The following is a 13638-nucleotide window of genomic DNA, read 5'->3' as shown; positions in this document are numbered from 1 at the left end:
ATGACCTGAATCCAGGGGCTTAGTTCCAGTTTTGCGACGCAGTGCGCAACAGGAAATGTCCGGAACTTTGGTAATTGCGACTCCCTCTTACTTACAGGCTCTCCGGGCCGTTAATAAAGGGGCAGAGTAAATATGCAAAGTGTCAAAGTCGTGATCGATTTTCTTAAATCGCATCAACTAAAACTGTCCACCGCCGAGTCCTGCACGGCCGGTCTGATGGCAACCAAGTTGGCCGATATCCCGGGATGCGGTGCGGTATTTGAGCGTGGTTACGTGGTGTACGCGCCAGAGGCCAAGAATGATTGCCTGGGCGTCAGCTTTGCCACCATTGAAGAGCATGGCCTGACCAGTGAACCTGTGGCGCGGGAGATGGCACTCGGCGCGCTGCGTAACAGCGAGTCCAGCATGGCGATAGCCAATACAGGTGTCGCTGAGTCAGAGGATGAGGACCTGGATGGCACTGTGTGTTTCGCCTGGGCGCTGAGGCAGCATGGTCGCGAGCACGTGGTCAGCGAAACAAAGCAGTTTGACGGTAGCCGCAATCAGGTCCGAGAGCTGGCTGCGCAATACGGGCTGTTGAAGATCCCGGAATGTTACCGCCAGATGCTTGATGCTTAGTCGGCTGGAGTTTCGCTGACCGAGCGGGGCGGGACTGCACCCTCGCTGCGGTGACGCAGCCGTTTAGGGTACACTGCCTGCCCCTTTTTCCCGTCGGGAACCCCATGGCCCAGCAAGCGACACCCTACAAGGTCCACCTCGGTCTGTCCGATGTTGACCAAGGCATCTACGAGTCGGTACGCATCACCATTGCGCGTCACCCGTCGGAAACCGAACAGCGCATGACCGCGCGCATTCTGGCCTATGGTCTGTGGTATCAGGAGCGGCTCGCCTTCGGACGAGGCCTATCCGACGTTGATGAGCCGGCGTTGTGGCACAAGAGCCTGGATGATCGCATCGAACACTGGATCGAAGTAGGCCAGCCGGATGCCGACCGCCTGATCTGGTGCTCGCGTCGGTCCGAAAAACTCTCCCTGCTAGCCTATGGCAACACCCGCGTCTGGGCGAGCAAGGTCTTACCCGCCGTGGCTGGATTGAAGAATCTGAAGATCGCCGTATTGCCGCAGGAACCGCTTGATCTGCTGGCAACCGATCTGCCTCGCACCATCGATTGGGGACTGATGATCAGCGATGACGTGTTGTATGTCAGTGATGCGCGCATGCAGCATGAGCTAAAGCTGGAATGGCTGCAGGGCGAACGCTGATGCGCATCGAAGCCCGCCCCGTCCCCATCGATCTGCCCGAGCTGGGCGATTTGCCGCCGCTGTTACAACGCTTGTATGCCGCGCGCGGTGTTGCCAGCGCTGCTGAGCTGGACCATAGCCTGAAATCGCTGCTGCCCTTTGATTTGTTCAAGGGCATGCGCGAGGCGGTGGCGGTGCTGCGCCGGGCGCTGGAACGGCAGCAGCCTATCTTGATTGTGGGTGATTTCGACTGTGACGGCGCCACCGCCTGTAGTGTTGCGGTACTGGGTCTGCGTGCCCTGGGTGCCGGACGGGTGGACTATCTGGTGCCTAACCGCTTCGAATTCGGTTATGGCCTCACCCCGGAAATTGTCGAAGTGGCGCTGAGAAGCCATCCAGAGGTACTGGTCACCGTGGATAACGGTATCTCCAGTATCGAAGGGGTGGCCGCCGCGAAGGCGGCCGGGCTATCGGTGGTGGTCACCGATCATCACCTGCCGGCCGAGCACCTGCCGGCCGCCGACGCCATCGTCAATCCGAGTCAGCCTGGTTGCGATTTCCCGAGCAAGGCCATCGCCGGGGTAGGCGTGATCTTCTACGTGATGCTGGCGCTGCGCGCCGAGCTGCGTGAAAGCGGCTGGTTCAATACCGAGCGCCCCGAGCCGAATCTGGCTGAGCTGCTTGATCTGGTGGCCCTGGGCACGGTTGCCGACGTGGTGCCGCTGGATGCCAATAACCGGATTCTGGTGCATCAGGGGCTAGCGCGTATTCGTAGTGGCCGCTGCCGGCCCGGTATCCGCGCTCTGCTGGAAGTCGCCGGGCGGCCGGCCCAGCGGCTGGTGTCCACGGACCTGGGGTTTATCGTCGGACCCCGCCTGAATGCTGCGGGGCGCCTGGACGACATGAGCATGGGCATAGAATGCCTGCTCACCGAGAACGAAGATCTCGCACGGGATATCGCCCGTGAGCTGGACGGGCTGAACAAGGACCGCAAGGCCATCGAGCGGGACATGCAGCAACAGGCGCTGGCCAGTCTGGACGCGGTCAGCGTGTCGGAGCAGGAATTGCCCTTCGGCTTGTGCCTGTTCGATCCGGACTGGCACCAGGGCGTCATCGGGATCCTTGCTTCGCGCCTGAAGGACCGCTATCACCGCCCGGTCATTGCCTTCGCTGATGCCGGAGACGGCATGCTCAAGGGCTCGGCGCGCTCGGTTGCCGGCCTGCATATTCGTGATGCACTGGACGCCGTGGCGGCGGCGAATCCTGGGCTGATCAGCAAGTTCGGGGGCCATGCCATGGCGGCCGGATTGTCTTTGCCCGAAGCGCTGTTCGAGCAGTTCTGCGGTGCCTTCGATGCCGAGGTGCGCCGTCAGCTGGTGGCAGATGACCTGACCGGGCGCGTGTTGTCCGATGGGGAGCTGTGCGCAGAAGAATTCAACCTTCCGCTGGCAGCCCAGCTGCGCGAGGCAGGGCCCTGGGGGCAGCATTTTCCAGAGCCGGGCTTTCATGGCGAATTCCAGATTATCCAGCAGCGTCTTGTCGGTGAGCGCCACCTGAAGATGGTGGTGCAACTGCCCGGCGCCACCCAGCTGCTCGATGCCATCGCCTTCAATATCGATCCTGCCGTCTGGCCGAACCCGTCCATCCAGCGGGTGCTCCTGGCCTACACCCTGGATATCAACGAGTACCGCGGCCAGCAGAACCTGCAGCTGCTGGTCAAGCACGTCGAGCCGGCGTGATCGGGCCGGCTTTGCTGCCCTCGGCGTTCAAGTCTTGATCTGAGCCAATACCCTGTACGACACAGGCAACTACACTAGGGTTTTTGCCGCTCCACTCGTTGCCGGGAAATGCCCATGGATCAAAAGCAGCTACCGCCCAATTGGCACGCGCACACCGTCGCAGAGGTCCGAGAGCAGCTCGGCAGTCACGATAAGGGGCTGAGTGCTGCCGAGGCGACCGAGCGGCTTGCTCAATACGGACCCAATCAGCTCACCGCTGCGAGCGTCCGCCCCTGGTGGCGGCGCTTGCTCGCCCAGTTCCAGAATGTGCTGATCTATGTGTTGCTGGTGGCGGCGGTGGTCACCGCGCTGCTGGGCCACTGGCTGGATACCTCGGTCATTCTGGCGGTGGTATTGCTACAGGCTGTAGTGGGCATCGTGCAGGAGGGCAAGGCCGAGCAGGCGTTAGCGGCTATCCGGCACATGCTGGCGCCCAAGGCCACGGTGCTGCGCGACGGCGAGCGCCAGCGAATTGAGGCCAGCGAACTGGTACCCGGTGATGTGCTGATGCTGGAGGCCGGCGATCGCGTGGCGGCGGATGTACGTCTGGTGCAGTTGCATGGTCTCAAGGTGGACGAAGCGTTGCTGACCGGGGAATCGGTGCGGGTGGATAAACTCACCGATCAGCAGGCTGGCGACGCGCCATTGGCGGAGCGTTTCAATATGGCGTACTCGGGGACGCTGGTGAACGTCGGCACCGCCCGTGGCGTTGTTGTGGCAACGGGCGAGCAGACTGAGATCGGCCGCATTTCCGGCATGCTCAGCGGCGTTGAAACACTGCAAACGCCCTTGTTGACGCAGATGAACCGTTTTGCCAAATACCTCTCACTGATCATCGTGGTCATCGGTGCGCTGGTGTTTTTTGCGGGCTGGATGTTCAGTGAGCGCCCGCTCAATGAACTGTTCATGGCGGTCGTCGCGCTGACCGTCTCGGCGATTCCGGAGGGGCTACCGGCCATTCTGACCATCACCATGGCAATTGGCGTGCGGCGCATGGCGACGCGCAAAGCAGTGGTGCGGCGCATGCCGGTGATTGAAACGCTGGGTGCGGTCTCGGTGATCTGCTCCGACAAGACCGGCACCCTGACGCGCAATGAAATGATGGTCGCCGCGTTGTCTCTGGACAGACACATCTATCCGGTCAGTGGGGAAGGCTATGCGGTTGAAGGCCGCATCGGCGATGAGCAGAGTGGCGACCCGTCGCCCGTGCTGCTTGAATACATGGCGCAAGCTGGTCTGCTGTGCAACGACGTCGAGCTGCAACGCCAGGGGGACAGCGTCAAGATCATCGGTGATCCGATGGAGGCCGCCTTATCGGTGCTGGGCGCCAAGGTCGGGCTGGATACGACGTCCTACACCGCCGAATGGCCACGCCGCGATGAAATTCCCTTCGATGCCGACAAGCGCTATATGGCGACCCTGAACCATGATCATCATGGTCAGGCGGTAGTGCTGCTCAAGGGGGCGCCGGAGCGCGTCATGGCCCTGTGCAATAGTGCGCTGGACGCGCAAGGGGAAGCCGTGGCGCTGGAGCCCGCTGACTGGCAACACAGCATCGATGAGTTGGCAGGACAGGGTTTGCGGGTGCTGGCTCTGGCGCGCAAGCCGATCGAGCCCGAGCAGCAAGACCTCGATGGTGACGAGATGGGTGCCGACTTCCAGTTGATCGGAATCGTCGGCCTGCTGGATCCGCCGCGACAGGAGGCCATGGAGGCCATCGCCGAATGCCACCGTGCCGGCATCCGGGTGAAGATGATCACCGGTGATCATGCGTTGACCGCGCGCGCCATCGCGGCTCGCCTGGGCCTGCGCAATACTGAGCGAGTCGCTACCGGGCACGACCTGGATAGCCTGGACGACACTCAATTGATGCAGTTGGCGCAGGAGGTCGATGTATTTGCCCGGACCAGTCCTGAGCACAAGTTACGGTTGGTACAGGCACTGCAGGCGGTCCATGGCGTGGTAGCCATGACCGGTGATGGGGTCAACGATGCGCCGGCATTGAAACGGGCGGACGTGGGCATCGCCATGGGCGTGAAAGGCTCCGAGGCGGCCCGCGAGGCAGCGGATATCGTATTGCTGGACGACAACTTCGCCAGTCTGGCTGCGGCGGTCCGCGAAGGCCGTACCGTTTATACCAACCTCAAAAAAGCCATCAGCTTTCTGCTGCCGATCAATGGCGGCGAAGCGGCCAGTTTGATCGTGGCCCTATTGATCGGGCTCACCCTGCCGATAACCGCTTTACAGATTCTCTGGGTCAATCTGGTCAGCTCCGTGGTGCTGGCGATGGGACTGGCCTTCGAGCCGGCCGAGCCCACCGTGATGGAAAAACCGCCGCGCAGTAGCGGTGAATCGCTGCTGAACAGTTTTCTGGTATGGCGCATCGTGCTGGTGTCGCTGCTGTTTCTGGCGGGTATTTTCGCCAGTTTCCAGTGGGCGGTGCAGGCCGGCTACAGCAGCGAAGTCGCCCGCACATTGGCGGTCAATACGCTGGTCGCGATGGAAGTGTTCTACCTGTTTGCAGTGCGTTATCTGGACAGCGCATCGCTAACCCTGCGCGGGATGCTGGGCACGCCGGCGGTATGGATTGTGGTGGTACTGGTGACGCTATTACAGCTGGTCTTTACCTATGTTGGCGTGATGCACACCTTGTTTGAGTCGGCAGCGTTGAGTATTCCTCTGTTGCTGATTCCGGGTGCTGCGGGTGTGGTTGTGCTGGCGGTGCTGGAGCTGGAAAAACGCGTACGCGGCGGTGACCGGAGGGTCAGTAATTAGATTTTATGATGAGACAGTTATGTGTAATGCTTCACAAATCTGAGCGAAACGGTAAGCCGTAAGCAGTCGCATGATGGTGTTTGATACCAGGGAGAGCCAGGTCTTGCCTGACTTGAAGAAACGTCTGAAGGGAATGCAGAACCATCTCGGCCTGAATGCGGGTGATATCCGTACACGGCTGCGCCTGTTGCTGCTGGATGAGCAAAGCATCAGCGCGCTGTCGGGGTATCTGCCTGAGCTGGAAGCCGTGCATGTGCGATGTATCGATGCGCTGCACGAGCATCTGCTGCAGTTTCCCCATGCCGCAGGTTTGCTCAATCGCCCCGGCATGCTGGTACGGCTGAAGGATCAGCAGCGGCACTATTATCAGCAGATGCTGCGTGGCCCCTACGACATGCAGTATGTGCGGCTGCGCCTGCTCGTTGGTATTACTCACGAGAGCGTCGGGCTGGGTCAGAGCGTGTCATTGGCCAGCTACCATTTCTATCTGGATTTCATGCACGCACAGCTGCGCGAGCGCTGGCCGGCGCAGCCGGAGCTGGTGCATCGCCTGTTCAGCTGCCTGCTCAAGGTGGTGTTCTTCGATATGACGCTGGCGGTTGATACCTATTCTGCCGCCAGTCAGCTCGCCCTGGAGGAAAGCCAGACGCGCTACGCCCGCGCCATGCATGGCACCAATGATGGCATCTGGGAGTGGCATGTCACAGAGGATCGGCTCGACGTCTCCGAGCGCTGGTTGACCGTGCTTGGACTCGATCCCGGCCAGGCGCCGACCAATCTGGCCGAGTGGTTGTACATGCTCCCGGAGAGCCAGCGCAGCGGCTTCAAGGCGTCGGTCATGGCGCATCTGGAAGGCTATCGGTCCGAACTCAAGATCGAGTGTCAGTTACGGCATGCCCAGGGGGAGTATCGCTGGGTTTTGGTGCGTGGTGAGGCAACTCTGGATCACCATGGCGACCGTCTGCTGTCCGGCTCTCTGACCGATATTCACATTCGCAAGACCGCCGAGCAGGAGCTGGCGCACGCCACCTTGCATGATCCGCTGACCAATCTGCCGAATCGCGAGCGCATGAATCAACTGCTGTTGCAGGCATTGCAACGACAGGCCAAGCCCGGCGCGCGGCACGCAGCGGTGCTGTTTATCGATCTGGATCGATTCAAGCTGATCAATGACAGTCTCGGCCACCAGGTCGGTGATCAGGTGCTGATTGAGGTCGCGGCGCGGATCGAACGTTGCCTGCGACCGGGCGATCATCTGTGTCGATTCGGCGGCGACGAATTTGTCGTGTTGCTCAACGACATGGCCGAGCCGGGTGATGCGGAAAACGTCGCCAAGCGCATCATGCAGGGGCTGTTGTCGCCCTTGCTGATTGGTGAGCGACGCCTGACGGTCACCGCCAGTATCGGTCTGGCCCCGCTCAAGGGGCATGATCAGGAGCAGGATGCGCTGCGTGAGGCTGATCTGGCGCTATACCGGGCCAAGACCTTCGGCAAGTCGCAGCTGGCGCTGTACAGCGAAAGTTTGCAGCAGGAAGTTCACCATCGCCTGGAATTGGAAAACGCCCTCAGCGAGGCGCTGAACCGCAAGCAATTCGAGCTCTACTATCAGCCGATCGTCAAGGTAGAGGGCGACAGCTCCAGCGTCATCGGCGTCGAGGCGCTGCTGCGCTGGTGGCGTAACGGCAAGATGATCGCGCCGGATGAATTCATCCCCGCCCTCGAAGACTCCGGACAGATCGTCGAAGTAGGTGCCTGGGTGCTGCGCCAGGCCTGCACCCAGGTGCTTGAGTGGCACGGAAACGGTCATCCTGCGCTGCGCTGCTCGGTCAACCTGTCCAGCCGTCAGCTGCGAGAGGATAACTTCGCCGGCACGGTCGCCGCGATACTGGAGGAAACCGGCTTCCCGGCGAGCAGCCTGGTGCTGGAAATAACCGAAAGCCTGCTCATGCAGGACGGCCCCGATACCCTGGCCACGCTGCGTGAACTGGAAAGTCTGGGCATCCGGATTGCCCTCGATGATTTCGGCACCGGATTCTCCTCACTCGGCTATCTGCATCGCTATCCGCTGCATATCATCAAGGTCGACAAAAGCTTCATCTCCCGCGCCCCGGATGACGAACGCCTGCGCGCCATCAGCCGCGCAATCATCGGTCTGGGCCACGGCCTGAGCATGGACGTGATCGCCGAAGGCATCGAAACCATCGAACAAATGGATTTTCTCAGCACCGAAGGTTGCCACTATATCCAGGGCTACTGGTTCAGCCGCCCGCTATCGGCCAGCATGATCAAGCCGGTGTTGAATACGCTGGCGGGGTTGGATGTTGAGGTGCTTGTGGAAGGCATCGTTGGCGAGGAAGTCTAATCCGGACCTGACAGGTTTCGTCGCCCGCGGCGACGAAACCCGGTACATCTATCGCAATATGCTCGGGCTACCCTGGCCCTGTACTGCTTTCAGTTCCTCGTCTTCCAGCCACTGGGCGGGGTCTATGTCACTGACCTCGGCTGCCGCGGCGACGACATGGGCCCAGCTGGAGCGGTTGGTGAACAGCATGCCGGCTTCATCCAGCGTGCCGCCGCGGTTTATGTAGCCGAGTACGCGACTGTGTTGTGGATCGGGTAGCAGGTTGTGCAGGTGACCGCGGAACACTTCAGGACGCATGTGGGTGAGCATGATGCGGCGCGGATATTTACTAGGGAAGATCAGCTGAATCAGTTCCGCGCTGGCTGCGTATTCTGCTTCGAGCGTATCGCGGGGAATGGCAAAACGGCCGGGCTCCTGCAGATACACCAGACGCCAGCTGACGTTGTGCGCTGTCAGACGTTCGGCGGCGCGCTGCATGGCACCCATCTGATAGGCACCGCAGGCGATCAGTAACACGGCCTCGCCGTTGCCCTGATGTTCCTCAAACACCAGCGCACCCTGTTCGGCTAGCTGGACCGCCTGCTCGGGGGTGAAACGTGAGGGCTGGTCGCGTTTGGCAATCACCATGCAGCTCAGTCGGCCGCGTTCGGTATAGATGCTCGGCAGTACCGCCAGGGTGCTGTTGTAATCAGCGGTGAGCACGACGCGCATGACATCGTGCATTTCCCCGAGCAGCGCTTCGCAGAAGGTGGTGTCCTGGTGGGATTGTTCGTTCTTGCCGTTTTCCCAGGTATGGGAGGTGGCAATGACCGGAAAGCCCAGCCAGGCAGCGGGACGGCCAACTTCCTTGCGATGCCGGGCGAAGATAATATCTTGACGCACCGCGCCGAGCATTTTCACGCAAAAGGCTTCATAGCTGGCGACCAGGTTCAGGCCGGCCTTGTTACCCAGGCACGCCGACACCACAGCCTCTTCATTGAGTACGGTGATGATCCGCCCATCAATCGCTTCCAGGTCGCTTTCCGGATCGCTCACCCGGTGCTTGAGCGCACGCAGTACGCCGCCCAGCTTGTTACTGGCCAGCTCGTCCGGATTGCCGACGCGGGCGCGCAGGCCGGGATTGGCTTCGGTCATGCTGACGAAGAATCGGTCCACTGCCAGCATCGGCGAGGCCGGTTCGCTCATCCACTCGGGCTCGGGCAGCACCGGCGTTTTTGGGTGACGCTTGGCCAGTGCATGGTCGCGTTCCAGTGGTCGGCCCTGTTGGGCGTGTCGCGTCAGCAGATCCCGGGACTGCTCTAGCTGCTCGGGACTGACCCAGAGTTTGCCGGCGTGCTGATTGAACAGGCTGCGTGCGGCTTCGTCATGCCGCGGATTGCCGGGCAAGGGCAGGTTGTGGGCGGCGTTTTCCCCGGCGCCATAGAAGCCGAAACCCTTGGTGGTCTCGGCGATGGCATAGGGGATGGGCAGGGGATACTTGAGCAGACCGCGTTGATGTTCCTCGACCCGACGATCAAGTCGCTGCTCCATTTCGTACAGTGTGCAAACAAAAGCTGCTGGATCGCGGCCGTCAAAGCGTATCGGGTCGAAGCCGCAGGCGGTCAGATGCTCGACGAAACCATCCAGACCCTTCACGGTGCCGAGTTCGGTGCGCTGTTCAATACGCCGACCGTTGGCAATCATCACCGGCAACGCCATGCCGCAGTCCTCTGCGCGCCACCAGCGGGGTATCCAGTCGCTGCCGCGCTGTTCTTCAGCGGCACCGTCGGAGAGGAAGGCCACCAGCTTCTCGCCCGGCAGCGGCATATGAGCGTAAAGCAATTCGGCGAAGCCGAGATAGCCGCCTTCAATGATGCCGCCGGCAGTGTATGGATTGACGTGACTGCCCAGTGGCGCGGCAGGGCGGCCATCGGGTTGCTGGGCGTATCCGTAGAAATCCTTCAGCAGGCGGTCAAGCCCGCCATCTTCGCCGTAGCGTTCGGCCTGTTCGGGGTGAAGGTTGCCGGTGAGGATGTTCAATGCGTCGATCGCCGCTACGCAATGACCCTGACCCATCAGCCAGCTGCGGGTGCTGCCGGTCAGATTGTTCAAGGCCAGATAGGCGGCGTAGCCAGGCACCATATTCAGGGCACCGCCGGTATGGCCTTCGGGATTGCGCTTGAAGTCCTCGGCGTTGAGCTTAGTGCCGTCCGGATGGCAGCGTTTGGCATAGGTCATGTGCACGACCAGCCACAGACCGGCGCTGGTCACTCGATCAAGCGCGGTGAGCATGCGGTAGGCACTGTCCAGATCGGGTTGCGCGCCGCTCTGCTGCAGTTGATGGGCCAATCTGTATACGGCCGCCTGGGTCGCCGGACTGTGCTCAATGACACCATAGCCTGCGCGCCATTCGGCGAAGGCGGGGTGTTCTTCAGCATGCTGGTCGAGGATGTTCTGGTCGGGTAATAACTGGCTCACGAATAACTCCTGGCGGGTAATGGTCGCTTGCGAATAGACCCAGTCTAGCGTGATTTCATGGATAGGCTCCCTGACCTGCATCAAGCCCGGTGGGCCTCGCTGTGCTGGCTGCCATCTGATAATCAGAGGAGGCGAACGGGTCTGTTTATACACTCCGGTCCGTTGCACCGTGGTGGCGCGGTGTCCTGCGAGAACGCTGCACGGCTGCGGTAATTTCCGCTACAATGACGCCCTTTTTCCTGACGGGACTTGTCACCATGGAAATCAACCCGATTCTCAATACCATCAAAGATCTGCGTAGTCGCTCCGAGACTATCAGGGGGTATCTTTGACTACGATCAAAAGCATGACCGCCTGACAGAAGTCGAACGCGAGCTGGAAGACCCCAGCGTGTGGAACGATCCCGAGCGCGCGCAGAGCCTGGGCAAGGAGCGCTCGCAGCTGGCGCAAATTGTCGAGACACTGGATGGCATGCAGGTTGGCCTGGCGGACGCCTCCGAGTTGCTTGAAATGGCTGCCGAAGAAGAAGACGAGTCCGCCGTAGCGGATGTCGTCACTGAACTGGAACGCCTGCAACTGAGCCTGGAAAAGCTCGAGTTTCGCCGCATGTTCAGTGGTGAGATGGACCCGAACAATTGCTATCTCGACATCCAGGCCGGTTCCGGCGGAACCGAAGCCCAGGACTGGGCGAACATGTTGCTGCGCATGTATCTGCGCTGGGCCGATCAGCGCGGCTTCGAGACCGAGATTATCGAGCTGTCGGCTGCAGAGGTCGCTGGTATCAAGAGTGCGACCGTGCACATCAAGGGCGAATACGCCTTTGGTTGGCTGCGCACCGAAATCGGCGTCCATCGCCTGGTGCGCAAGAGCCCCTACGACTCCGGCAATCGCCGTCATACATCCTTTTCGGCGGTGTTTGTCTCCCCCGAAATTGATGATGACATCGAGATCGATATCAATCCCTCCGATCTGCGCGTGGACACTTACCGCTCATCCGGCGCGGGCGGTCAGCACGTGAATACCACCGACTCAGCCATCCGTATCACCCACGTGCCGACCAATACCGTGGTCAGTTGCCAGAACCAGCGCTCACAGCACGCCAACCGTGACACTGCGATGAAGATGCTGCGCGCCAAGCTCTATGAGCTGGAAATGCAGAAGCGCAACGCGGCCGCGCAGGCGATGGAAGACACCAAGGCCGACATTGGTTGGGGTCATCAGATACGCTCCTATGTGCTCGATCAGTCGCGGATCAAGGATTTGCGTACCGGGATCGAGAACAGTAACTGCAACGCGGTGCTCGATGGTGACCTCGATGAATTTATCGAGGCGAGCCTCAAGCAGGGGCTATGACCCCGCTTACGTGAAGCGTTGAACATCTGGGTGTGACCCGCATTTATCAGCACCTCATTGCCTGCCCCGACCGCGTTGCGGTCGGGCGGGACTGAGGGCTCAGCAGTATCAATACAGATTCTTCAGGATTAGCGAACATGACCGATCAGCCGCACGACCAGCACGCACAGCACGAGGAAGAGAACAGTTTGATTGCCCTGCGCAAGGAAAAGCTGGCGGCTGAGCGGGCCAAAGGTAACGCCTTCCCCAATCAATTCCGTCCTGACAGCTATGCCGGCACGTTGCAGCAGCAGTACGCCGACACGAGTAAGCCGGAGCTGGAGGAAGCCGCTATCCCGGTCAAGGTCGCCGGTCGCATCATGCTTAACCGTGGCGCGTTCATGGTGATCCAGGACATGAGCGGGCGCATTCAGGTGTATGTCGATCGCAAGGGCTTACCCGCGGAGACGCTTGAAGCGATCAAGAGCTGGGACATGGGCGACATCATTGCGGCCGAGGGTACGCTGGCGCGGTCTGGCAAGGGCGATCTGTATGTGCACATGCGCGATGTGCAGCTGCTGACCAAGTCGCTGCGGCCTTTGCCGGACAAATTCCATGGCCTGACCGACACCGAGCAGCGGTATCGCCAGCGTTACGTGGACCTGATCGTCAACGAGGAAACGCGTCACACCTTCCAGGTGCGCTCCAAGGTGATCTCGCATATTCGCCAGTTCCTGGCTGAGCGCAACTTCCTCGAAGTTGAAACGCCCATGTTGCAGACGATTCCCGGCGGGGCGGCGGCCAAGCCCTTCGAAACCCATCACAATGCGCTGGATCTGCCGATGTTCCTGCGCATCGCGCCCGAGCTATACCTCAAGCGGCTGGTAGTGGGCGGCTTCGAGCGGGTATTTGAGATCAACCGCAACTTCCGTAATGAAGGCGTTTCGACCCGGCACAATCCCGAGTTCACCATGCTCGAGTTCTACCAGGCGTATGCCGACTATGAAGACAACATGGACCTGACCGAGGAGATGTTCCGCGAGCTGGCCATGGCAGTGTTGGGCTCTACCGACGTGCCCTATCAGGGCAAGGTGTTTCATTTTGGCGAGCCCTTTGCGCGGCTGTCGGTATTCGACGCGATCCTCCAGTTCAATCCGGAGATCACCGCCGCCGATCTGCAAGATGTCGACACTGCACGGGCCATCGCCACCAAAGCCGGCGCCAAGGTCCTTGGTTTTGAGGGACTCGGCAAGCTGCAGGTGATGATCTTCGAAGAGCTGGTTGAGCACCGCCTGGAACAGCCCACCTTTATTACCCGTTATCCGTTCGAAGTCTCGCCGTTGGCGCGGCGCAGCGACGATGATCCGAGTGTGACCGATCGTTTCGAGTTGTTCATTGGTGGCCGCGAAATTGCCAATGCCTACTCGGAGCTTAACGATGCCGAGGATCAGGCCGAGCGCTTCCACGCCCAGGTAGCAGACAAGGACGCAGGTGACGATGAAGCCATGCATTACGATGCCGACTTCGTCCGCGCACTGGAATACGGCATGCCGCCGACGGCGGGCGAGGGCATCGGCATTGATCGGCTGGTCATGTTGCTGACTGACGCACCGTCGATCCGCGACGTGATTCTGTTCCCGCATATGCGGCCTGAGCACTGAGTTTCGGTTTGACACTCAACCCCGCGCCGACT

General features: G+C 60.7%; 8 protein-coding genes. 7 read left to right on the top strand and 1 reads right to left on the bottom strand.

Annotated elements, in window-relative coordinates:
* Positions 1–132 precede the first annotated feature (132 nt).
* The 5 genes from FHK95_RS01150 to FHK95_RS01130 all read left to right on the top strand — a co-directional run bounded on the left by FHK95_RS01150 (position 133) and on the right by FHK95_RS01130 (position 8156).
* On the top strand, positions 133–618 hold the full coding sequence (locus FHK95_RS01150) for a CinA family protein (RefSeq protein ID WP_150302747.1): 486 nt from the start codon (positions 133–135) through the stop codon (positions 616–618).
* A gap of 104 nt (positions 619–722) precedes the next feature.
* A complete protein-coding gene (locus FHK95_RS01145) occupies positions 723–1262 on the top strand; it encodes a YaeQ family protein (protein WP_150302746.1) in 540 nt (179 codons plus the stop codon).
* On the top strand, positions 1262–2980 hold the full coding sequence (gene recJ, locus FHK95_RS01140) for a single-stranded-DNA-specific exonuclease RecJ (protein ID WP_150302745.1): 1719 nt from the start codon (positions 1262–1264) through the stop codon (positions 2978–2980). The genes FHK95_RS01145 and recJ overlap by 1 nt, the downstream gene beginning before the upstream one ends.
* A 108-nt stretch (positions 2981–3088) precedes the next feature.
* Complete coding sequence (locus FHK95_RS01135) at positions 3089–5794, top strand: cation-translocating P-type ATPase (protein ID WP_150302744.1); 2706 nt, start codon at positions 3089–3091, stop codon at positions 5792–5794.
* A 103-nt stretch (positions 5795–5897) separates the two neighbouring features.
* Entirely contained in the window at positions 5898–8156 is a 2259-nt protein-coding gene (locus FHK95_RS01130) for a putative bifunctional diguanylate cyclase/phosphodiesterase (RefSeq protein ID WP_235906678.1), read from the top strand.
* A gap of 48 nt (positions 8157–8204) precedes the next feature.
* Here FHK95_RS01130 and FHK95_RS01125 read toward each other — a convergent pair whose 3' ends face one another.
* Positions 8205–10613, bottom strand: a complete 2409-nt coding sequence (locus tag FHK95_RS01125) for a phosphoketolase family protein (protein WP_150302743.1) — start codon at positions 10611–10613, stop codon at positions 8205–8207.
* A 257-nt stretch (positions 10614–10870) separates the two neighbouring features.
* On the opposite strand from FHK95_RS01125, the gene prfB reads away from it, so the two are divergent.
* Positions 10871–11966 (top strand): peptide chain release factor 2 gene (gene prfB, locus FHK95_RS01120; RefSeq protein WP_150302742.1). Its coding sequence is split into 2 segments (ribosomal slippage): positions 10871–10942 and positions 10944–11966, totalling 1095 coding nucleotides; the frame shifts between segments, so codons are not numbered across the junction.
* Positions 11967–12103: 137 nt separating this feature from the next.
* Positions 12104–13606 carry a lysine--tRNA ligase gene (gene lysS / locus FHK95_RS01115; RefSeq protein WP_150302741.1) on the top strand — a complete coding sequence of 501 codons (1503 nt, stop codon included), beginning with the start codon at positions 12104–12106 and terminating at the stop codon, positions 13604–13606.
* Positions 13607–13638 lie beyond the last annotated feature (32 nt).

It is taken from the genome of Pseudomonas saliphila, assembly GCF_008638345.1.
Classification (GTDB): Bacteria; Pseudomonadota; Gammaproteobacteria; order Pseudomonadales; family Pseudomonadaceae; genus Halopseudomonas; species Halopseudomonas saliphila.
The sequence above is the reverse complement of the archived record's forward strand: the minus strand, read 5'-3'. Positions and strand labels throughout refer to the sequence as shown.